Raw genomic sequence first — 21,360 nt, 5'->3', positions numbered from 1 at the left:
GGTGGCGGAGGCGCTGATGGCTCGAGCCCGAATCAATCGTGCAAACCTCGCCAACTTTCGCGGTTTTCGCACCTTTTCGTAGAGGTTTGCACGGAAAGTTCACGGTGCGCGATCGTCCACACGCCACCGGCAGCCGGTCCCCGCCAGCGCACGTCAGCAGGGCCCGAACATGTCGGTGCCCCGTGGGAGAATCGAATTCGTTCGGTTGGAATCGGGGGGGTTGAAATGAGCGAACAATCAGGGCGTCGGCGCGAACGATCCGGGCGTCGGCCCAAGGGGTTGGGTAAGCGGGCATGGCTCACCACGCAGTTCGTGCGGCGGATTCTGCGCACGCTGGCGTGGTCGAACTTCGTGCACGTCACCGTGGTGGGGCGGGAACTGGTGCCGAAGGCGGGGCCGGTGATCGTGGCGAGCAACCACATCTCGATGCTGGACGCGGTGTTCCTGTGGGGTGCGTTGCGGCGCAGGGCAATTGCCATCGCGATGGCCGAGTTGTGGTCGTGGCCGGTGGTCGGGTGGTTGGTGCGGCGACTGGGCCATATTCCGGTGGTGCGGCGCGACAGTGTGTCCGGGCAGTCGGCGATGGCACAGGCGGAACAGATTCTGCGGTACGGCGGGGTGTTGATCATCTATCCGGAAGGGCGGCTGGTCGCAGCGGGCGACACCGAGCCGTACAAGCCGGGCGTGGCGAAACTGGCTCTGGCGACCGGAGTCCCGATCGTTCCGGTGGGCACCACCGGCAGCGACCGAGTGCTGCCGATGCGCCGCAATCGAGGTGACGGACCCGCATTCGACCGCCGCCAGCAGGTGCGGATCCATTTCGGCACGCCCATCGATCCGGAGGAGTTCGACGATCCGGAGAAATTACTCGACCACCTGCGCCGGCGCATCGAAGACCTGCGGGAATGAGGTCGGCGGATCGCAGGTGCCGAAGGTTTCGCCCTGTCCTCCCGTATGGTCGGGATGTGGCCATTCCGGAAGGAACCGAGCTCCGATGACCACGGAGCGCGTGTGGTACGCCGCTTACGGATCGAACCTGTTCGAGAAGCGGTTCACCTACTACCGGGCGGGCGGCAATCCGCCGGGCACCCCGCGTCTCTACGGGGGTTTCCGCGATCCCACGCCGCCCGCGCGGAATTGTCCGCTGTCACTTCCCGGATGCGTCTATTTCGCCGGGCAGAGTCCGGTATGGAGCGGCGGTGTGGCGTTCTATGCCCACCGTCCACCGCCGGACTGGCCGGTCGGCGCGGCGGCGCGGGGTTACCTGCTGACCGTCGGTCAGTTCAGCGATCTGATGGCTCAAGAGATGCACCGGCAACCGGGACACGGGCCGGTCTTCGACCCCGAGGAGGTGGTCCGCCGCGGCTCGCTCCAACTCGGCGACGGCCACTACGAAACGCTCTGGCACGTGGACGACGTCGACGGCATCCCGGTCCTGACCTTCACCGCCCCGGACAGCCCCCGGACCGTCGATCTGACCAAACCGTCCGCACGGTACCTCAGCATGCTGGCCGGTGGACTCGGCGAATCCCACGGCTGGCCTCCGGACCGCATCCTGCACTACCTGTCCGACCTCCCGGGCGTCCGAGATTTCTGGGACCCCGAAGAACTCCGAACAGTGGTCGACGGCCGAAGCCTCTGACCGGCCAGAGCCTTGACCGGCCGTTTGATCGGGCCGCAACGTTGGAGCGGCTGCAACCTTTGAACGGCCGCTGCTTTCGGGCGGCCCGGGCCTTGGAGTGGCCGCTGCTTTTGGGCCGCGGCAGCCGTCGAGCGGCCGCAGCCCTCGGGCGGCCGGGCCTTCGAGCCGCCGCTGCTTTCGGGCGGCGGCAGCCTTTGCGCGACCGCAGCCTTCGAGTGGCTGCGACCTTTGAGCCCGCAGTCTTCGAATGGCCGCAGCCTTTGAACGGCAGCAGCTTTCGAATGCCCCGAGCCCGCTGAACAGCCGACCTCTGGCGTGACGGCAGCGGCACACCGGCTCGGCGAGCAGGGGGATACGCCCGCAGTTCAGGCGAGGTCGTCCACCGGGGGGATGGTTCCGGTGGTGGCGTGCAGGGCGGTGCGGGCGGCGGAGATCGTGGGGTGGGTGCGGGTGCCGGCGCGGTAGGCGATTCGGGTGCGGCGGCGGATGGGGAGCGGGGTCAATTCGACCGGGGTGGTGTCGGTTTCGGGGTGGAGGGGAATTGCCAGCTGCGGGATGAACGCGACACCCTGTCCGGCGGCGACCAGCGCGAGCACCGTGCCGAAATCGTCGGAGCGGTGGCGAATGCGAGGAACGAAACCCGCTGCCTCGCACGCTCTTACGGTCATGGTGTGGCAGAGGGTACCGGGTGTTCCGGAGATCCAGGCCGCCTCGCGGTAGGCGGCCAGCGGCTGGGTGGTGCGGGCGGCCAGGTAGACCGGTTCCTCCAGGAACGGTTCGGCTTCCAGGCCGGCTTCCGGTTCGGCGGGCACGTAGTCGTACTCCTGGATGAGTGCGATATCCAGCGTGCCGGTGCGCAGTGCCGCGGGCACGGCCGCCGGATCCAGCTCCGTCACATGCAGTTCCAAGCGCGGATGAGCACGGCTGAGCGAGACCAGCGCATGCGGCAGTATCCGCTGCACAGCGGTGGGGAAGGCGCCGATGTGCAGGGCGCCGGTGAGTTCGGCGGTGGCCAATTCGGCCTCGGCCTGCTCCAGGATCGCGAGGACCGATTCCGTGTGCTCCACCAGGCGGCGCGCCGCCGCGGTGAGGGTGACGCGCCGTCCGCTGCGTTCCAGTAGCGTGACCCCTGCCTCGCGTTCCAGCGCGGTGAGCTGCTGGGATACCGCCGACGGGGTGTAGGACACGGCCTCGGCGACCGCAGCAATCGTTCGGCGATGGGCCAATTCCCGCAACAGCCGGAGGCGGCGTACATCAAGCATAAGTTCAGCTTAATCTCAACGGAAGTTTTGTGAACTGGACCTGAATCAACGCCTAGACGAGGGTAGGTGGCATGACGTTCAGCGGTCTCTTCGTTCCACTCGTCACGCCGTTCACGGCGGACGGCGAGCTGGCCTGCGACGCTCTCGGCCGGCTCGCGCACGACGTCCTCGACGCGGGGGCCTCCGGCATCGTCGCCCTGGGCACCACCGGCGAGCCGGCCACCCTGACGCCGGAGGAGAAGCGCCGGGTCGTCGACATCTGCGCCCAGGTCTGCGCCGAGCGTGACGCGCCGCTGATCGTGGGCACCGGCTCCAATTCGACGGCCGATTCCGAGCTCGCGCTGACCGCGCTGGACGAGCGGGTCGCGGCGGCGCTCACGGTGGTCCCGTATTACACGAAACCCTCGCAGCGCGGCGTGGTGGAACATTTCCGGCGGCTCGCGCAGCGGAGCCCGGTGCCGCTGCTGATCTACAACGTGCCGCATCGCACGGGCCGGCCGCTCGATCCGGAAACGTTGACCGAACTGGCCGAACTCCCGAATGTCGCGGGATTCAAACATGCCGTGGGCGTCGTGGACGAGACCACGGTCGCGTGGCTGGCGGCGGCCGGCGACCGGACCACGGTGCTGTGCGGCGACGACCTGTACGCGTCGCCGCTGCTCGCGATGGGCGCGCAGGGAGCCATTCTGACCTGCTCGAATGTGGCGCCCGCGGCCTATGCGGAGTTGATCGCGGCCTGGCGGGACGGGCGGGTCGAGGCGGCGCGCAAAATCGGCAACCGGTTGGTCGAGCTGGCGCGGGCGCTGTTCGCCGAGGCCAACCCGACCGTGGTGAAGGGGGTGCTCGCCGCGCAGGGCCGGATACCGAGCGCGCACGTGCGCCTGCCGCTACTTCCCGCATGTGCCGATTCGGTCTCGGCTGCGCTGGCCGCCGCGGGCTCCATTGGCTGAGCCTCCGGCATGCCCATCACTCAGCCTGCGCCAAGCCGATCACCTGAGCCGGCGCCAGGCCCGATCCCCTGAGCTGCGGCGGGTCCAGCCCGCGCCGGCCACCTCACGGGGAGGATATGCGCGTCAGTGATCCGAGCCGGGATCGCGGTCGCGATGTTGGCGGGAGATCCGCCACAGGAATTCGGGGTCGTCATCGGGACCCACGACTCGACGTCGCTTCTCGGGTCCCCGTCCGATGCCGATGCGGGGCGCATGCTCCGGCCCGAACGCTTTCCAGCACAGCACCGCGACAGCCACGACCGCGATGAGTGCCAACAGGTACGCCACGTCGCTCACCTCCTGACATCGAGGGTAATCCCGTGTACGTACCTGTCGCACTGTGACCGCGAGAATGAACTCTCGAACTCAGGGGCGGGTCGCCTCGGTGGTCAGCGACTTCAGCAGCTGCATTACCTCCGACTCACGGAAGCGGCGATGTCCGCCAGGGGTGCGTAGCGAGCCCAGCCGTCCGGCATGCGCCCACCGAGTGACCGTTTTCGGATCGACGTGGAACAGCGCCGCCACCTGGCCCGGGGTCAGGAGGGCCTCCTGGCCGTTGACGGAACCCAACGTGCGGCTCGCCGCGGTGATCGCAGTCATTCGCAAACCTTTCCGTAATCGACAGATCCCTCATCAGATAGCGACATCGTTGCACCCGGACCCCCAGGTGTTCGAACGATCTAACGTTGGTAAAGGGGAAGTAATAGACAAAACGGATATACGTACGGCTGAGTACGTCGCGCCGGCGAACATCCGGCGATCGAATCCGGCGGGACCCGGGCAGGTCGGAACGGGTGCGGCGGCGTCGCCTACCCTGGTCGTGTGAGTGAAGCATCCCGATCCGACGACGCCGCGAGCGATCGGGCCCCGGCCTCGGCGGGTCGGCGGCTCGCGCGCAACCTGGCGCTGTACACCCTGGCCCGGCTGGCCCTGGTCGCCGTGATCGCCGCGATCATCCTGGTGGTGGCACACGTGGTGAACGTCGACATCCCGCTGATCGTCGCGCTGCTGTTCGCGCTGATCGTGGCGATGCCGCTGTCGCTCGTGCTGTTCAAGCGGCTGCGGGCGCGCGTGAACGAGGACATCGCGGCGGTCGACGAGAAGCGCCGCAACGACAAAGCGAACCTGCGAGCTCGCCTGCGCGGCGAAGAGGCGCAGTGAACGCAGTGAGCGCAGTGAGCGGGCGGGAGCTGCGGTGAAGTACTGCGATCGCAGTGCTTCGCGGGAGTGGGTCGACAATGCGGTGCGGCTGATCGAGGCCGATGCGCAGCGCAGCGCCGACACCCATCTGCTGCGGTACCCGCTGCCGCCCGAATGGGGTGTGCGGCTGTATCTCAAGGACGAGTCCACGCATCCGACCGGCAGCTTGAAACATCGGCTGGCGCGTTCGCTATTCCTCTACGCGATCTGCAACGGCTGGGTCTGTGAGGGGACGACCATCGTCGAGGCGTCCTCGGGGTCGACCGCGATCAGTGAGGCCTATTTCGCAAAACTGCTCGGCCTGGACTTCGTCTCGGTGGTGCCGGCGAAGACCTCGCCCGAGAAGATCGCGCTGATCGAGGCGCAGGGCGGCCGATGCCACTTCGTCGACCGCGCGCCCGATATCTATGCCGAGGCCGTGCGGCTGGCCGCCGAATGCGACGGCCACTACATGGATCAGTTCACCTACGCCGAGCGGGCCACCGACTGGCGCGGTAACAACAACATCGCCGAATCCATTTATCAGCAAATGATTTTGGAGACCCATCCGGTTCCGGACTGGGTGGTGGTCGGCGCCGGTACCGGCGGAACGAGCGCGACCATCGGCCGGTACATCCGCTATCGCCGCCACGCGACCCGCTTGGCCGTGGTCGATCCGGAGAATTCGGCGTTCTACGGCGGGTACGAGGTCGGGGACCCGGGATATCAGACCGGTATGCCGTCGCGGATCGAAGGCATCGGCCGGCCGCGGGTGGAGCCTTCCTTCATCGGCGATGTGGTCGACCGGATGATCGAGGTGCCCGATGCCGCCTCCATCGCCGCGTGCCGCCATGCCAGTGCGGTGCTCGGCCGCCGGGTGGGCGGATCCACCGGAACCAATCTGTGGGGTGCGTTCGCCCTCATCGCCGAGATGATCGCCGCGGGCCGCGAGGGCAGTGTGGTGACGCTGCTGTGTGACGGCGGGGATCGTTATGCCGGAACGTATTTCAACGACGAGTGGGTCGCGGGGCAGGGGCTGGACCTGGCCGGCGCCCACCACGTCCTGACCGAATTCACTTCCTCCGGGATCTGGACCGCCTGATCGGCCGCCGCCGCACGGCCTGATCCGGGCCTCCCGTTCGGGTTCACCGCAAGCGAACGCATGAAATGTCAATTTTTGTTGACGCGCCCGCAGTGTCAACGTAAATTGACGATATGAGTGAAGCAACGACGCTGGCGGCGGCGGCCGGCAGTCCGGACCCGCAGGTCGGACTGCGTGCCGTACTGGCTCTGCGACGGCTGGCCGAGCGACTCGAGGCGATCCAGGTGACCAACGCCCGCCAACAGGGCTGGTCGTGGCAGGCGATCGCCGACGCGCTCGAAGTCAGCCGGCAGGCGGTCCACCAGAAGTACAACCGGAGAGGCGGAATTCGCTGATGTTCGAACGATTTGCCAAAGCGCCGCGGGCCGCGATCGTGGTCGCCCAAGAGGAGGCGCGCGAATTGCGCTCGCCCCTCATCGATGTCGAGCACCTGCTGCTGGGGCTCGCGATGTGCCCGGATCGAGGATTGCGAAAGTTGCTCAGCGACAACGACATCACCGCCGAACAGGTGCGTGAGAAGTTGTCGCGCGAGGTTCCGGAGAAGCCGCTCGGCGACGAGGACGCCGCCGCGCTGAAAGCGATCGGCATCGACCTGGATGCCGTCCGCGACAGCGTGCAGGCGACCTTCGGGCAGGATGTCTTCGACGACCCCACTCCCGCCGAGGGCAAGGGGCGCGGCAGGTTCCGGCTCGGTGGGAGCATGACCTTCGGGCACATCCCGTTCTCCCGCGCCGCCAAGAAGACCTTGGAACTCTCGCTGCGTGAGGCGGTTTCGCGCGGTGACGATCGCATCGAGGGTGGCCATGTGCTGCTGGGTATCCTGCGCACGGCCAACCCCACGACCAAGGAACTGCTGGGCGGCGACGACGGTATGCAGCATCTACGCTCCGCGGTTCACGAAATGCTCGATCGCGCGGCATGAACGGCCGGGCCCGGCAGGACCGCGACTCGTGGGGATTCACACGACCGGTGACCGGGCCCGTCCGCCGTTAGCATTGCCGCATGGCACTTCTGCTCCGTTTGGCGATCAACGCCCTCGCGATCTGGCTCGCGGCGGCCTGGGTCGGCGGTATCGAATTGAAGGATCCGCCCGATGCGGGCACCGGCGGCAAGATTCTCGTCGTGGTCTGCGTCGCGATCGTCTTCGGGCTGGTCAACGCGCTGATCAAGCCGATCGTGAAATTGCTGTCGCTCCCGCTGGTGATCGTCACGCTGGGGCTGTTCCTGCTGGTGATCAATGCCCTCATGCTGTGGCTGACGGCGAAGATCACCGAAACCACCGATTACGGCCTGCGGGTCGACGGGTTCTGGGCGGCGATCCTCGGTGCGGTCATCGTGACCCTCGTCAATTGGGTGCTCGGCGTCGTGGTCCCGGAGGGCGGCCGGGACTGACGCTGTCGCGTCGCCGTTCGTCAGCCGAGGCCGAGCGCCAGTGCGGTGAGCAGGGACCAGCCCAGCATCGCCAAACCGGTATCGCGCAGCGAGGGAATCAATCCCGGTCCCTGCTGCCCACCGCGCACGGGAGCGTTGGATCGCACGGCGAGCGGTATCGCCAGCAGGCCCACCAGGGCCCACGGTGTGCGCATCACCAGCAGCAGCGAGGCGACGAACGGCACCACCATCAGCACCAGATGCAGTGTGCGGGTGCGGGTGTCGCCCAGTTTGACGGCGAGGGTGGTCTTCCCGGTCACCGAATCGGTGGGGATGTCGCGCAAATTGTTGGTGACCAGCACCGCGCTGGAGAACGCGCCGACCGCGATCGCGCCGACCAGTCCGGCCCAGTCGAGCCGTTCGGCCTGCACGAATTCGGTGCCCAGCACCGCGACCAGGCCGAAGAAGACGAAGACGGCGATCTCACCGAAACCGCTGTAGCCGTAGGGTTTACTGCCGCCGGTGTAGAACCAGGCGCCGGCCAGGCAGGCCGCGCCGATCAGCAGCAGCCACCAGGCGGTGGTGATCACCAGGATCAACCCGAAGATCGCGCCCACGCTCAGGCAGGCGATGGCCGCGCCGCGCACCGCGGCCGGACTCGCCAGACCCGAACCGACCAGTCGCAGTGGGCCGACGCGCTCGTCGTCGGTGCCGCGTATGCCGTCGGAGTAGTCGTTGGCGTAGTTGACGCCGATGATGAGAGCCAGCGAAACCAGCAGGCTCAGCAGGGCCTTCCACCACACCGCGGCATCCAGCGACGCGGCCGCGCCGGTGCCGACGAGGACCGGGGCGATCGCATTGGGCAGCGTCCGCGGACGGGCGCCTTCGAGCCATTGTGCTGCACTAGCCATATCCGGCAGCCTAATGGTGGTGGCCCGAAGGCGGCAGCGCAGCGTCACCGGGGGCGGCAGTACAGCGTCACCGGACACCCCTGTCGACAACATTATTACGATATATCGGAGTAAACTCTACGAGATGCGTGGCCCGGGGAGCGGTCGGCCCCGGTGCAGCGCCCGATATTCATTCGACCGGTCACATACGATTGCGACGGCATGTTTCCTGATCACAGCGGCTCCGGGCCGGCATCGCGTTCCGCCCGTGCGAATGCCGGGACGACGCATACCCGGCCGGACAGCAGCGGCCGGGACGAAAGGCTGCCCGAGATGGATGTTCGCGTGGCGCTTCTGGGGGAGGTCGCGCTGCGCCGCGACGCGGATCTCCTCGCGGTGCCCGGCGCCCGGGCGCGGTTGCTGGTCGCCGCGCTCGCGGTTCATCCCGGGCGCAGCCGCAGTGCCCAGGCGCTGATCGACGACATCTGGGGTGAGCAGCCGCCGCGCGCGCCGATGAACGCCCTGCATACGCAGGTCTCGAGACTGCGGTCGGCCTTGCCGGAGGGTGCGCTGGAAATCGGCCCGGCGGGGTACCGGCTGCTGCTGACCGAGGAGCAGGTCGACCTGAGCCTGGCCCGCGCCCTGGAACGGGAGGCGCAGCTGCGGTTCGAGCGCGGTGACACCGCCGGATGCCTCGGCCTGGTGGAGCGGGCGCGCGCGCTGTGGCGCGGCGAACCCGGTGCGGATCTGCCGCCCGGCCCCGTCGCCGACGAGCTGCACGAATTCGCGGCCGCGCGCTGGTCGGCCCTGGACACTTTGGAACTGGCGGCGCGGGAGGCCGCCGGGGATCTCGGTGGTGCGCTGCGAGTGGCGCGGCGGGCGGCCGCGGCCGAGCCGCTCGACGAGCCCGCGCACGCCACCCTGATGCGCTTGCTCGCCGGCGACGGGCGGGCGAACGAGGCCCTGGAGGTCTTCGCCGGCCTGCGGACGCGGCTCGGTGAGGAATTGGGCGCGGACCCCGGCCCGGCGCTGGTCGCGTTGAACACCGCGATTCTGCGTGGCGACCATCCGGCGGTGGGCCCGGTGCCGTCGCACCCCGTGCCGGTCACCTCCGCGACACAGCGGGTGTCCACCGCCCAGCACGCGCTGGCCTCGGAAGCGCCGTTCGGCCACCCGGAAACCGCTGCCGCGCCGCCCAATACGGCCCTCGGCCTGCGCGCGGCCCCCAATCCGCTGCTCGGCCGCGACGGCGATCTGGTGGCGCTGGAGAAACTCGTCCAGGAATTCCGGGTGACGACCGTGCTCGGTCCGGGCGGTACCGGCAAGACCCGCGTCGCCAACGAGCTGGGTGCGCGGATGGCGGGCAGACAGGCGGTGGCGCTGGTCGAATTGGCCTCGCTGCGAGCCGTTTCCGACGGCGACGCCGGTGAGCGCCACGCCGCAACGTGCGCGGAGATCGAGGCGGCCATCGGTGCGGTCCTCGGCGTCAACGAATACTCCCGCGAAGCGAATGTGTTGCGCCGCAACCAGACCATCGACGGCCGGCGCCGGTTGCGCGAGGCGCTGTCGTTGCGCCCCATCCTGCTGATCCTGGACAACTGCGAACATCTCATCGACGCGGCGGCCGAGGTGGTCGCCGACCTGGTCGGCAGTTGTGAACATCTCACGGTGGTGACCACCAGCCGGGCGCCGCTGGCCATCACGGCGGAAACGGTGTATCCGTTGCCGCCCTTGGCGATCGACGCACAGGGCTCACCCGCCACGGAGTTGTTCGTCAGCCGGGCGCGGGCGGTGCGGCCCTCGGCCCGGCTGGATCCGGCGGTCGTCGCCCGGCTGTGCCGCACCCTCGACGGGCTGCCGCTGGCCATCGAGCTCGCCGCGGCCCGCGTGCGGACCATGAGCGTGGAGGAGATCGAAAGCCGGCTCGAACATCGCTTCGCGCTGTTGCGTTCGGGCGACCGCAGCTCACCCGAACGCCACCGCACCCTGCACGCGGTGATCGAGTGGAGCTGGAATCTGCTCGAACCCGAACAGCGGGTGGCCCTGCGGCGGCTGTGCCGGTTCCCCGCCGGATTCTCCTTGGACGCAGCGGAATCCGTGGTGGCGGGGACGGATTCGATCGACGCGGTGGCCGCGGTGGACGGATTGGTGAGCCAGTCGCTGCTGACCGTACTGGCCGACGACGAGATGGTCGCCACCCGCTACCGCATGCTCGAGACGGTGCGCGAATTCGGTGAGGAACAGCTGACCGCGTCCGGTGAGGCCGATCTGGTGATGGACCGGATGTGCGGCTGGGCAAGGGAATTCGCGCGCGAGACGGCACTGCGCTATCCCGGACCGGATCAGGTCCGCACGGTGCTGTCGCTCGCCGCCGAACTCGACAATCTGCTGGCGGTGCTGCGCCATGCCGTGGAGATCGCCGATTCCCGCACGGTGTTCTCGGTCTTCGCGCCCGTCGCCATGCTGTGGGTCATGCGTGGCGCGCATATGGAGCTGATGAGCTGGGCGCCCCGGGTCGTGCCGGTGCCGCCGCCCGAGGGCCCGCGCACCCGGATCGAGTCGGATCTGGAACTGCAGAGCTATGTCTTCCTGGCCATGCATCTGGCCTTCGGCGAGCCCGGACTGCGGCCCCTCGCGGTGATCCGGGCCCGTGCTCGTCGCGTGCTCGCCACGGCCGACCTCACGCCCGGAATCCGGTACCTCGGCGAAATGCTCTGCACGCGAGTGAATGTCGCCCACGGAGTGCGTTTGATGGCGGCGGGCACCCGTGCCGACGACGAGCTCGTCCGGTCGCTCGCCCTGCTGCTGCGCGCCAATATGCGCGAGAACGCCAGCTATACCGCCGGGTCGATCCGCGATGCGCGAGCCGCTCTCGCATTGGTCGAGGGCCGCGATGTGTGGGCTACCGCGATGTGCTCCCAGCATCTCGGGCAGATGGCCTCGCAGGCGGCGCGATACGAGGAGGCGGTCGGCTACTACCAACGCGCGGCCGAGCTGATGCAGGAGTTGCGCTGCTTCGAGGAAAGTGTGGAAGTGCGTAGCTTCCTCGCCGTCTCCATGGTCGGCGCCGGCCAGTTGGTCGATGCGCGGCGGGAACTCGAGTACGCGCTGGGTGTCATCGACGACGGCGTCGGATTGGACGAACCGGTGACGCAGCCGAACCACCGCAAGGGTGCGGTCGTCGCCGGAATGGCGGAACTCGAACTGGCGGAGGGCGAGATCGAGCGTGGTCTGCGCACGTTCCGGCGCAGCCTGCAACTGTTCGATTGGCCGAATGGCGGTCCCGGGCCCGGACCGGGCGATGTGATCGTCGCCGCCGCCGTGCTCGACGCCCATGTTCTGCATGATGCCGTGCACGAGGTGCCGGAGTTGCCCGGTCAGGTGGCCCGGGTCGCGCGGGAACGGCTCACCCAGTTCGTCGATCTCCCGCAGATCGGTGGTGCCGCCTGCGCGCTGGGCTCGTATCTCGTGCGGTCCGGAGTCGATCCGGAAACCGGCGCGACGCTGCTGGCGCTGGCAATGAAAGTGGTGGGCCGCCAAGACTATTCCTCGATGCGCTGGAATCGGCACCTGGCGCTGGCTCGGGCCACCGTCGGGACGGAGCTGATCGCCGCCGGGCAGGACGCGGTCTCGAGTGTCAACCGTCGTTCGGCCGCGCAGCGCGTCCTCGCGATGCTGCCGGAACTCGAGACCCTGCTCGGCGCCTGAGGCGGCAGTCGAGCGGCCGGCCGGGCGCGCCCGCGACGGGCCGGGCACAGCGAAAAGCGGTGTCCTGCGGTCGCTGTCACGACCGGAGGACACCGCGGGGAAGGGGATCACGCCCGGCGCATGTAGGCCCGGATGGCCAGCGGGGCGAAGATCGCGATCACGACCGCCGAGCCGATCAGGCACCACGCCAGGTTGCTGCTGTAGATGTTGCCGTTCATCAGCTCGCGGCACGAATTCACCATGTAGTACACGGGATTGGCCTTGTTGATGCCCTGCATCCAGCCGGGCATGGTGCTGACGAGAGCGAACGCACCGGACATGAAGGTCAGCGGGAACATGATCATCATGGAGATGCCCTGCACCGAGGCGGCGCTCTTACCGGTGACACCGACCAGAGCCCAGATCCAGCTGACCGCGAACGAGCAGAACACCACGACCAGACCGGCGACGACCACGCCGAGGACGCCACCCTCGGGCCGGTAGCCCAGGATCAGGCCGACCACGATGGTGAGTACCGTCGCGATGCCGTAGCGCACCATATCGGCGATCAGCGCGCCGGCCAGGGCCGAAACCCGTGCGATGGGAAGGGATTTGAAGCGGTCGAAGACGCCCTTGTCCATATCCTCACGCAACTGGGTGCCGGTGACGACCGAGGTGAGCACGACCGTCTGGACCAGGATGCCCGGAATCAGCACCGGTAGGTAGGCCTGCACGCTGCCGCCGATCGCGCCGCCGAAGATGTAGGCGAACAGGGCGGTGAACAGGATCGGCTGCACGGTGACGTCGAACAGCTGCTCCGGATTGTGCTTGATCTTGAGGATGCCGCGATACGCCATGGTGAGCGAATTCGCGACGGTCTGGCGCAGTGAAATGCGGTTGCTGGCAACGGGAATCGCGGCGCGCGCGGCGTGCCGGCCGGTTGCGGGAGCGGGAAGCGTGGTGGTCACGATATGTCCTTCGGGGGAGTGGGGAACGTGGCGGGGGCCGGGCTCATGCCGCGGTGCCCTCGGAATCGGTACCGGCGTCCTCGGATTCGGCGGCGTGGCCGGTGAGGGCGAAGAACACCTCGTCCAGGCTCGGCTTGCTGACGGTGATCTCGTCGACGCGGATATCGTTGTCGCGCAACCGGATCAGCAGATCCGCGGTCACGCTCGGATCGCTGAGCGGGGCGGTGACACGGCCGGCCTCGGGGGAGATGCTCGCCTCGACCAGCTTGCCGTCGGCGCGGGAGAGGAATTCGCCGATCAGCGTGCGGGCCCGTTCGATGGTGTCGCGGTCGGCGACGGTGATCTGCAGCGCCGACTGTCCGACCGAACCCTTGAGTTCGTCGGAGGTACCGTCGGCGATCACCTTGCCGTGGTCGATCACCGCGATGCGGTCGGCGAGTTGGTCGGCCTCGTCCAGGTACTGCGTGGTGAGCAGTACCGTGGCGCCCTCGCGCACGAGCCGGCGGATGGTCTCCCACATCTGCGCGCGAGTGCGCGGATCCAGGCCGGTGGTCGGCTCGTCGAGGAACAGCAGCGGCGGCGTCGCGATCAGGCTGGCGGCCAGATCCAGGCGCCGGCGCATACCGCCGGAGAAGTTCTCCAGGGCCTTGGTCGCCGCCTCGGTGAGCCCGAATTCCTCGAGCAGTTCGGCCGCGCGGCGCTTGGACTCGGCCCGGCTCAGCCCGAGCAGCCGGGAGAAGATGATCAGATTCTCGGTGGCGCTGAGCTTTTCGTCGACCGAGGCGTACTGGCCGGTGACGCCGATCAGCGAGCGGACCGCGGTGGGTTCGGCCACGACGTCGTGGCCGAAGATCCGGGCCCGGCCGCCGTCGGGGCGCAGCAGGGTGGCGAGCATGCGGATGGTGGTGGTCTTGCCGGCCCCGTTCGGGCCGAGCACGCCGTAGACGGCGCCCTGCGGCACCGCCAGGCTCACCCCGTCGACGGCCCGCTGCTCCCCGAAGAGCTTGACCAGCCCGTCCGCCTCGATGGCGAGTGCATCAGCAGGTGCGTAAGAAGTCATGCCACAACTGTGCGGGGGGCCTCTTGCACCCGGCTTGCGCCGCTGTTGCACGGTCGCGCAAGGGCGATCGAGGGCCGCTTGCACGCCGCACCACCCACGCAAGCGGCGGCATCGTCGCAGGTGGAAGGCGTAGGCCGGCTCGCGGCGGTGTGAGTGGTGTCACTCCGGCGCGGTCAGTGCGTCGCCTGCTCCAGCAGGTGCTCGCGCAGCTTCACGCGATTGGGCTTGCCGGGACCGCGCATCGGGATCTCGTCGAGGATCGCCAGTTCCCGCGGGGCCGCGATCGGGTCGAGCTCGGCCACCACGTGCGCGCGCAATTCGTCCAGCGTGGGTGTCGCACCCGGATTGGGCACCACCGCCACCGCCACCCGCTGGCCCAGGCGCGGATCGGGCAGGCCCAGCACCACGGCCTCGTTGATCGCCGGGTGGGTGGCGAGCACGGCCTCGACGACCTGCGGGATCACCAGCAGGCCGCCGGTCATGATGGCCTCGTCCAGGCGGCCGGTGATGGTCAGCACGCCGTCGTCGAAGGTGCCGGCGTCCTCGGTGCGGAACCAGCCGGGCTCGGCGAACGCCGGATGATCGGGGATGCCGCGATAGCCCTTGGCCAGCATGGCCCCGCCCAGCAGCACCCGCCCGTCCTCGATGCGCACCTTCGCACCCGTCAGCGGCACCCCCTCGTAGACGCAGCCGCCGCAGGTCTCGCTCATGCCGTAGGTGCGGACCACGTTGATCCCGGCCGCGCGGGCTCGATCGAGTACCGGCTTCGGTGTCGCCGCGCCGCCGACCAGGACCGCGTCCAGCGCCGCGAGCGCCTCCGCGCCGACCGGATCGTCGAGTGCCTTGATGAGCTGCGTCGGCACCAGCGAGGTGTAGCGTCGCGGTCCGGTCATACCGGACACCGCCGTGGCGAGTCCGCCGGGCAGGAATCCGCCCGAGACGTCCAGCACCGCCGGTTCGGTGCCCGCTTGAATACTGCGCAACAGCACCTGCACCCCGGCGATGTGATGGGTCGGCAGCGCCAGCAGCCACTGGCCCGGTCCGCCGAGCCGCTCGTGGGTGGCATCGCCGCTGGCGCGCAGGGCGGCCGCGGTGAGCATCGCGCCCTTGGGTACGCCGGTGGTGCCGGAGGTGGTGACCACCAGGGATACGTCGTCCTCGATCTCCTCACCCGGGCGCAGTGCGCTGGAGAGTCGATGGGATTCCCGGCGATCGCCGGTGGGGATCGGCAGCCACGCCGGACCGTTGCCCTCCAAGGCTTCCCGCAGATGCGGCAAGACGTCACCCACCGCGGCTCCGGTGGGCATGGGGAGGGTCCGCAGGGTGGTGCTCACGTTCGCGATCGTGTCATGTCGAGGTCGATGACCCGTGAACGGGTCCGCACTTCCTTCGCTGAATCGGGGAGAAGGTCAGTCCGACGTCGGTGTCGCCAGCGGCCAACCACCCGCTGCCAGGTGCGATGCCACTCGAGCGATATCGTCCTCGCCCGGCAGCTCCTTGGCAACTCGGGCGATCGCCGCCTCGATCTCGTGCTGGGCGATCTCGTCGTCGCCGGCGCGTTCGCGCACCAGCTCCTCGACCACCAGATGCACCTCGTAGTCGGTGAGCCGGCGATGCAGGACGGCCAGCAGCGCGACATAGTCGGATTGCGGCACACCCTGCGGATATCCGGCGCGCAGCCAGCCCAGCACCTTCTGCAGGACCGAGGGCGTGGTCTCGTTCGATTCGGGTTGCTGGGGCGATGCGGATTCGGTGGTCACGAATGTCCTTTCGACGATCAGGGTGGCGCCGTGCGGCCGCTCAGCTTTGACCGAACAGATGGATGCCGAGCCGCGCGGCCAGAAAACCTCTGGCAACGAACAGCACTCCGGCGATGACGGTCAGCGTTACCACCGAATAACACAACCCCGCGCAGGCCGCAGCCGCACGCCGGCGGGTGGAATCCGGTTGTGGCGCAGCCCCCGCGATCGAATGCAGTCGCACCCCGAGCGCGAAGATCGCCGGCAGGCCCGCCCCGAAGAGCAAGGCGGCGGCGGTGACTCGCCACAGTTCCGTCAGATCGTCGATCAGGGTCTGCATCAGAAATTCCTTGCGGCGCGATGAGAGGCGCGTGAGTCGTCGGTCCGTGCGGGCTTTCCGGGCTCGGGCGGTGCCGAGGTCGTGGCGGCGTCCTCGGGGTCGGCGGGTGCCGAACCGGCGGTCCCGGATTCGGCGGCACCGCCGGCGGGCGGACCGGACCGGGGGCCGCCGGTCCGGGATTCGTCGGCCGGTCCGGTGCCGTCGGCCCCCGGCAGACTCGTCCACTGCTCGTTGACGTTCGCGGCGTGCACCGGGGTCCGGCGGGAACGCAGATAGATCAGGCCGGCCATCGCTACGAGGATGGCGAAGACCACCAGCACGCCGGCCAGGCCGCCGATCAGATGCGCCAGCGCCCAGCAGATCGCGCCCGCCAGCCCGGCCAGCGGCAGGGTGAAGACCCAGGCCACCACCATGCGGCCGAGCACCGACCAGCGCACCTCGGCGCCCGGACGGCCCATGCCCGTACCGAGGATGGCGCCCGTCACCGTCTGCGTGGTCGACAGCGGCAAGCCGAAATGCGCCGAGGTGAGAATGATCGCGGCGCTGGTGGATTCGGCCGCCAGCCCTTGCGGCGGGGTGATGTCGACCAGACCCTTGCCGAGGGTCCGGATGATGCGCCAGCCGCCCAGCGAGGTGCCCGCGGCGATGGCCACCGCACAGGCCACGATCACCCACAGCGGCAACGGGTCGCTGGGTTGTTTCGAGCCGTAGGCGATGAGCGCCAGGAAGATGATGCCCATGGTCTTCTGCGCGTCGTTGGTGCCGTGGGCCAGCGACACCAGCGAGGCCGAACCGATCTGGCCCCATCGGAAACTCCGGTTCACCACCCGCTGATCGCTGCTTCGGGTGATCCGGTACACCAGCCAGGTGCCGATCGAGGCGACCAGCGCCGCGACCACGGGCGCCAGCACCGCGGGCACGATGATCTTGGTGAGCACGCCCTTCTGCCCGGCCGACCAGATCACCCCGCTCCAGCCGAGCGCGGCGATGGTGGCCCCGATGAGCCCGCCGAACAGGGCGTGGGAGGAACTCGACGGCAGCCCGAACAGCCAGGTGAGCAGATTCCACAGAATGCCGCCGACCAGTCCGGCGAAGACGATGGCGAGCAGATCGGCGCCACCCACCTCGTCCAGGCGCACGATGCCTTCGGCGACAGTGGCGGCCACCTCGACACTGAGGAAGGCGCCGATCAGATTCAGCCCGCCCGACAGCAGCACCGCGGCGCGCGGGCGCAGGGCGCCGGTGGCGATCGAGGTCGCCATGGCATTGGCGGTGTCGTGGAAGCCGTTGGTGAAGTCGAAAACGAGAGCCGTGACGACGACGATGAGCAGAACGAACAGTTCGGCGGTCACGCCTCCAGTGTGCGTTATCGCTCCGTTAATGCGTTGGCCAGGTTCCCGACATGTCGGACGAACCGGGATGGTAAGGCGGGGTCATTCCGGCGGCTTGCGGGTGTCGCGCCGGATCGGATGGTCGGCGGGCACCTCCACCAGCACGATCGGAACGCCGTCCGGATCGCGCAGCCACATCTCGATCAGACCCCAGGGTTCCCGCACGGGCGGGCGATCGATCGGGACTCCCCGGGTCGCCAATTCCGTGGCCGCGATACGCGCGTTGCGTACCTGCAACCAGACAGCGCCCGCGAAACCGGCCGGGGCCGTCTCGTCGCGTCCGTGTGCGGCCACCTCGATCAGCGATTGCCCGGCGAAGAACACCGTGCCGCCCGGATACTCCCGCGCGATCGCCAACTCGAGCCCGTCCCGGTAGAACGCCAGCGTGCGTTCGTAATCGCTCGGCCGCAGGATGATTCGACTGCTGAGGATGTCCACGAATCGAGCCTAGAGGGACGGGCTCGGGACGAGTGGCCGCTTCCCGAGGTCCGGCCGGAAGCCCTGCTCAGAAGTGGTACGGGTAGGGACTCCAGTCCGGCTTGCGCTTCTCCAGGAACGCGTCGCGGCCCTCGACCGCCTCGTCGGTCATGTAGGCGAGGCGGGTCGCCTCCCCGGCGAAGAGCTGCTGGCCCACCAGGCCGTCGTCGGTCAGGTTGAACGCGTATTTGAGCATGCGCTGGGCCTGCGGCGATTTCGCGAGGATGTCGGCGGTCCACTCCAGCGCCTCGTCCTCGAGCCGGTCGTGGTCGACGACCGCGTTCACCGCACCCATGTGGTGCATCTGCTCGGCGGTGTAGGGGCGGCCCAGGAAGAAGATCTCCCGGGCGAATTTCTGTCCGACCATCTTCGCCAGGTAGGCGCTGCCGTAGCCGCCGTCGAAGCTGCCCACATCGGCGTCGGTCTGCTTGAACCGGGCGTGCTCGCGGCTGGCCAGGGTCAGGTCGCAGACCACGTGCAGGCTGTGCCCGCCACCGGCCGCCCAGCCGTTGACCAGCGCGATGACCACCTTCGGCATGAACCGGATCAGCCGCTGCACCTCGAGGATGTGCAGGCGTCCGGCGCGGGCCTGGTCGACGGTGTCGGCGGTCTCGCCGTCGGCGTACTGATATCCGCTGCGCCCGCGGATGCGCTGATCGCCGCCGGAGCAGAACGCCCATCCGCCGTCCTTGGGGCTGGGGCCGTTCCCGGTGAGCAGGACCGCACCCACGTCCGGCGTCATCCGCGCGTGGTCGAGCGCGCGGTACAGCTCGTCGACGGTGTGCGGCCGGAAGGCGTTGCGCACCTCCGGGCGATCGAAGGCCACGCGGACGGTGCCCTGCTCGATGTGCCGGTGATAGGTGATGTCGGTCAGGTCCTCGAAACCCGCGACGGGCTCCCAGAGTTTCGGATTGAACGTCACCCGAGCCATCATGCACCCCACCCGTCACCGGCTGCTCGCCCGCGCCGGGCCGGCCGCCGCGAATGTGAGGTTCGTCCGGTACGTCGCGGAACCGGCGAGCTACCGACGGGTTGGGTTGGACGGTGTAAGAACTGGCGTTACCGTGCAGGTATGAGTGAGCGCGCGGAACCGGCGATCGACACCAGTGCGGTCGATGCCGATCGGTACGAGAAGCACGGCGGATTTCCCAAGGTGGAGGAGGCCGAACTCGGCGCGAACTACGCGCCGTTCCTGGAGGCGATGCGCACGCTCCAGGACCTCACCGTCTCCGTCGACTGTCCCGACGAGGTGTTCGGGCAGGCCCTCGCCCAGGCGAACGCCTTGGCCGAACTGCTCGCGCCCTATCGCGCACCGGAACTGCAGGGCCCGTCGGGACGAGTGCCGGCGCTGCCGGGGCGTGGCAGCCTGCTGCTGCCGCCGTGGGTGATGACCGAGGCCGGTCCCACGGGAGTCCGGATGCGCGGCGAATTCCGCCGGTATCACCTCGGCGGCAACAACGCCGTGCACGGCGGCGTGCTGCCGCTGCTGTTCGACGATCTGTTCGGCTCGCTGGTGCACTACGCCGGCCGGCCGATCAGCCGCACCGCGTTTCTGCACGTCAACTACCGCAAGGTGACGCCGCTGGAGACGCCGCTGACGGTCGAGGGAACCGTCGATCGGGTGGACGGGCGCAAGACTTTCGTCTCCGCGCGACTGCGCGACGAATCCGAAACGTTGCTCGCCGATTGTGAAGGGCTCATGGTGCAGTTGCTGCCCTGGCAGCCGTAGTCGGCGAGAGGACGGTGTGTCCGGTGCGTCCGATGCGTATAGTTACCCGCGCTCGCTCATCGAAAAACTATCCGGAGGAACCTGAAAGTGGTTGCAGCACTGTCTGAATCCCTGCTCGATGACGCCAAACGCCCGGCCTTCCTGGCCGACGCCCAGGAGGTTCTGGATGCGGAGGTGTCCGATAAGGGGGGTGCATCGGGCCTGGCCGTGAAGGGCGGCTACGCCGCGGTGAAGAAGGTCAGCCCGACCATCGTCTCGGACGCGCTGGAGTCGTTCGCACCCAAGTTCGTCGAGCGGCTGGAACCGTACTGGGCCCAGTACCAGGCGTCGGGTAGCGGCTCGTTTGCCGATCTGCTGGTCGCCAACTCCGACGAGGTTGCCGAGTCGCTGCTCGCGGTGACCGACGCGCGTGCCGAGGCCTCGTCGCGGCCGGCGCTGAAGAAGGCGTACTCGTCGCTGCGTTCGTCGGCGAAAAAGCATGTGGTCGAGGCGCTCCCGCGCGTCGGCGACCTGGTCCAGCGGCACGCCGGCTGAGTTGCGGTTCTACGACCTCGTCGTTCGGCATCCGGATGGAGTGTGATCCCCGGATGCCGGACGGCGGGGGCCGCGACGGCACGAGGTGAGCGTCGCGGGTCCCGTCCGCATCCACCCGCGTCGCATCCACCCGCGTCGCGCGGTGTCGATCAGCCTGGCGCCGACTTCCCGAACCGCCAGTAGCCGGTGAAAGTGATGTCCGCCTTGGCGATTCCGCGCTCGTTCGCGAGATGTCGCCGCAGGCCGGAGGCCAGCTTCTGTTCTCCCGCCACGAAGGCGTAGACCCCGCTCGCCGGGATGTCTCCCGCCCGCGCGGCTGCCAATGCGAGACTGCCGATCTCGGCCTCCGGATCGCCGCGGACCAGCCAATTCACCACGACCCCTTCGGGTTCGCCCAGATCCTGCGCATCGTCGGGGTGGGTGATCTCCAGATACGCCGCACCTCGCAGATCCCGCGGCGCCGACCGCAGGATTCCGGCGATCGCCGGCAGGGCGCTCTCGTCGCCCACCAGCAGCGACCACGAACCGTGTTGCGGCGGTTGGTACATGATGCCCTCGTCGAGCAGTCCCACCGCGGTGCCCGGGGTGGTGTTCGCCGCCCACCCGCAGGCGGGGGTGTGCTCGCCGTGCATGGCGAAATCGATGTCCAGCTCGGCGGTGTCGCCGAATTCTCCCTGGCCGGCCGGCCGGAACTCGCGCACGGTGTAGTTGCGCACCACCGGGCGGTGCTCCTTGCTCATCATCAGCCACTGCGCGTACCAGAGATTGCTCGCCGCCGAGGGCAGCCGCAGTTCACCGGCGCGCGGCAGGAAGAGCCGGAACCACTGGTCGAATCCCATCGGGGTGAACTCGGCGAGGCCGGCGCCGCCGAGTGTCACCCGCACGAAATTCGGACTGATCCGCTTGTTCGCCAGCACCTCGGCGGTGAGGATCCGCCGCTCCGCGGGCTTGACGTACTTGGTCGGCTTGGCCATGAGTATTAGGTTAGCAAAACCTAACT

At 68.7% G+C, this 21,360-nt stretch carries 24 protein-coding genes; 11 read left to right on the top strand and 13 right to left on the bottom strand.

Annotated elements, in window-relative coordinates; translation table 11 throughout:
* The first annotated feature begins 225 nt into the window (after positions 1 to 225).
* Both NK1_RS25320 and NK1_RS25315 read left to right on the top strand, forming a co-directional pair.
* The gene (locus tag NK1_RS25320; protein WP_063012581.1) at positions 226 to 909 is read left to right on the top strand and encodes a lysophospholipid acyltransferase family protein; all 684 of its coding nucleotides are present in this window, start codon (positions 226 to 228) and stop codon (positions 907 to 909) included.
* Between the two features lie 85 nt (positions 910 to 994).
* A complete protein-coding gene (locus NK1_RS25315; RefSeq protein ID WP_063012579.1) occupies positions 995 to 1,642 on the top strand; it encodes a hypothetical protein in 648 nt (215 codons plus the stop codon).
* A gap of 365 nt (positions 1,643 to 2,007) precedes the next feature.
* Here the strand turns inward: NK1_RS25315 and NK1_RS25310 are convergent, their stop codons facing one another.
* Complete coding sequence (locus NK1_RS25310; protein ID WP_063012577.1) at positions 2,008 to 2,904, bottom strand: LysR family transcriptional regulator; 897 nt, start codon at positions 2,902 to 2,904, stop codon at positions 2,008 to 2,010.
* Positions 2,905 to 2,975: 71 nt separating this feature from the next.
* On the opposite strand from NK1_RS25310, the gene dapA reads away from it, so the two are divergent.
* Complete coding sequence (gene dapA / locus NK1_RS25305) at positions 2,976 to 3,854, top strand: 4-hydroxy-tetrahydrodipicolinate synthase (protein WP_063012575.1); 879 nt, start codon at positions 2,976 to 2,978, stop codon at positions 3,852 to 3,854.
* A 123-nt stretch (positions 3,855 to 3,977) separates the two neighbouring features.
* On the opposite strand, the gene NK1_RS25300 is transcribed toward dapA, so the two are convergent.
* Positions 3,978 to 4,181 (bottom strand): hypothetical protein, encoded by a 204-nt coding sequence (locus tag NK1_RS25300; protein ID WP_063012627.1) that lies wholly within the window; start codon positions 4,179 to 4,181, stop codon positions 3,978 to 3,980.
* 78 nt (positions 4,182 to 4,259) lie between these two features.
* On the bottom strand, positions 4,260 to 4,493 hold the full coding sequence (locus NK1_RS25295; protein ID WP_051025198.1) for a BldC family transcriptional regulator: 234 nt from the start codon (positions 4,491 to 4,493) through the stop codon (positions 4,260 to 4,262).
* A gap of 222 nt (positions 4,494 to 4,715) precedes the next feature.
* Here NK1_RS25295 and NK1_RS25290 point away from each other — a divergent pair, with 222 nt between their 5' ends.
* From NK1_RS25290 to NK1_RS25270, 5 genes are all read left to right on the top strand, one after another.
* The gene (locus tag NK1_RS25290) at positions 4,716 to 5,054 is read left to right on the top strand and encodes a DUF4229 domain-containing protein (RefSeq protein ID WP_039781158.1); all 339 of its coding nucleotides are present in this window, start codon (positions 4,716 to 4,718) and stop codon (positions 5,052 to 5,054) included.
* A 34-nt stretch (positions 5,055 to 5,088) separates the two neighbouring features.
* Complete coding sequence (gene cds1, locus NK1_RS25285) at positions 5,089 to 6,174, top strand: L-cysteine desulfhydrase Cds1 (protein ID WP_063012573.1); 1,086 nt, start codon at positions 5,089 to 5,091, stop codon at positions 6,172 to 6,174.
* A gap of 113 nt (positions 6,175 to 6,287) precedes the next feature.
* Complete coding sequence (locus NK1_RS25280; RefSeq protein WP_063012571.1) at positions 6,288 to 6,509, top strand: hypothetical protein; 222 nt, start codon at positions 6,288 to 6,290, stop codon at positions 6,507 to 6,509.
* A complete protein-coding gene (locus tag NK1_RS25275) occupies positions 6,509 to 7,096 on the top strand; it encodes a Clp protease N-terminal domain-containing protein (protein ID WP_063012569.1) in 588 nt (195 codons plus the stop codon). Before NK1_RS25280 ends, NK1_RS25275 begins: the two co-directional genes overlap by 1 nt.
* Positions 7,097 to 7,176: 80 nt before the next feature.
* A complete protein-coding gene (locus NK1_RS25270) occupies positions 7,177 to 7,566 on the top strand; it encodes a phage holin family protein (protein WP_063012567.1) in 390 nt (129 codons plus the stop codon).
* A 20-nt stretch (positions 7,567 to 7,586) separates the two neighbouring features.
* On the opposite strand, the gene NK1_RS25265 is transcribed toward NK1_RS25270, so the two are convergent.
* Entirely contained in the window at positions 7,587 to 8,456 is an 870-nt protein-coding gene (locus NK1_RS25265; protein ID WP_063012565.1) for a 1,4-dihydroxy-2-naphthoate polyprenyltransferase, read from the bottom strand.
* 324 nt (positions 8,457 to 8,780) lie between these two features.
* On the opposite strand from NK1_RS25265, the gene NK1_RS25260 reads away from it, so the two are divergent.
* Complete coding sequence (locus NK1_RS25260) at positions 8,781 to 12,143, top strand: AfsR/SARP family transcriptional regulator (RefSeq protein ID WP_245660800.1); 3,363 nt, start codon at positions 8,781 to 8,783, stop codon at positions 12,141 to 12,143.
* A gap of 107 nt (positions 12,144 to 12,250) precedes the next feature.
* Here NK1_RS25260 and NK1_RS25255 read toward each other — a convergent pair whose 3' ends face one another.
* The 8 genes from NK1_RS25255 to NK1_RS25220 form a co-directional block, all read right to left on the bottom strand.
* Positions 12,251 to 13,090 carry an ABC transporter permease gene (locus NK1_RS25255; protein ID WP_063012560.1) on the bottom strand — a complete coding sequence of 280 codons (840 nt, stop codon included), beginning with the start codon at positions 13,088 to 13,090 and terminating at the stop codon, positions 12,251 to 12,253.
* A gap of 43 nt (positions 13,091 to 13,133) precedes the next feature.
* Positions 13,134 to 14,150, bottom strand: coding sequence for an ATP-binding cassette domain-containing protein (locus NK1_RS25250; protein ID WP_063012558.1), 1,017 nt, complete (start codon positions 14,148 to 14,150; stop codon positions 13,134 to 13,136).
* A gap of 173 nt (positions 14,151 to 14,323) precedes the next feature.
* Positions 14,324 to 15,457, bottom strand: a complete 1,134-nt coding sequence (menE, locus tag NK1_RS25245) for an o-succinylbenzoate--CoA ligase (protein ID WP_063012625.1) — start codon at positions 15,455 to 15,457, stop codon at positions 14,324 to 14,326.
* 102 nt (positions 15,458 to 15,559) lie between these two features.
* Positions 15,560 to 15,910 carry a DUF3349 domain-containing protein gene (locus NK1_RS25240; RefSeq protein WP_083871302.1) on the bottom strand — a complete coding sequence of 117 codons (351 nt, stop codon included), beginning with the start codon at positions 15,908 to 15,910 and terminating at the stop codon, positions 15,560 to 15,562.
* A gap of 40 nt (positions 15,911 to 15,950) precedes the next feature.
* Positions 15,951 to 16,229: a hypothetical protein gene (locus NK1_RS25235; protein WP_063012556.1), complete on the bottom strand. Its 279-nt coding sequence runs from the start codon at positions 16,227 to 16,229 to the stop codon at positions 15,951 to 15,953.
* The gene (locus NK1_RS25230) at positions 16,229 to 17,581 is read right to left on the bottom strand and encodes an inorganic phosphate transporter (protein ID WP_084461532.1); all 1,353 of its coding nucleotides are present in this window, start codon (positions 17,579 to 17,581) and stop codon (positions 16,229 to 16,231) included. Before NK1_RS25230 ends, NK1_RS25235 begins: the two co-directional genes overlap by 1 nt.
* 81 nt (positions 17,582 to 17,662) lie before the next feature.
* Positions 17,663 to 18,058 (bottom strand): VOC family protein, encoded by a 396-nt coding sequence (locus NK1_RS25225; protein WP_063012554.1) that lies wholly within the window; start codon positions 18,056 to 18,058, stop codon positions 17,663 to 17,665.
* A gap of 67 nt (positions 18,059 to 18,125) precedes the next feature.
* Positions 18,126 to 19,028, bottom strand: coding sequence for a 1,4-dihydroxy-2-naphthoyl-CoA synthase (locus tag NK1_RS25220; protein ID WP_063012623.1), 903 nt, complete (start codon positions 19,026 to 19,028; stop codon positions 18,126 to 18,128).
* 141 nt (positions 19,029 to 19,169) lie between these two features.
* Between NK1_RS25220 and NK1_RS25215 the strand changes: the two genes are divergently transcribed.
* Complete coding sequence (locus NK1_RS25215; protein ID WP_063012552.1) at positions 19,170 to 19,826, top strand: PaaI family thioesterase; 657 nt, start codon at positions 19,170 to 19,172, stop codon at positions 19,824 to 19,826.
* A gap of 87 nt (positions 19,827 to 19,913) precedes the next feature.
* Positions 19,914 to 20,360 carry a DUF6918 family protein gene (locus tag NK1_RS25210; RefSeq protein ID WP_036505933.1) on the top strand — a complete coding sequence of 149 codons (447 nt, stop codon included), beginning with the start codon at positions 19,914 to 19,916 and terminating at the stop codon, positions 20,358 to 20,360.
* 149 nt (positions 20,361 to 20,509) lie between these two features.
* Here the strand turns inward: NK1_RS25210 and NK1_RS25205 are convergent, their stop codons facing one another.
* Positions 20,510 to 21,334 (bottom strand): siderophore-interacting protein, encoded by an 825-nt coding sequence (locus NK1_RS25205; protein ID WP_063012550.1) that lies wholly within the window; start codon positions 21,332 to 21,334, stop codon positions 20,510 to 20,512.
* Between the last annotated feature and the right edge of the window lie 26 nt (positions 21,335 to 21,360).

Source organism: Nocardia kruczakiae NBRC 101016, assembly GCF_001612965.1.
GTDB classification, from domain to species: Bacteria; Actinomycetota; Actinomycetes; order Mycobacteriales; family Mycobacteriaceae; genus Nocardia; species Nocardia kruczakiae.
This window is presented reverse-complemented; position numbering and strand designations above follow the sequence as displayed.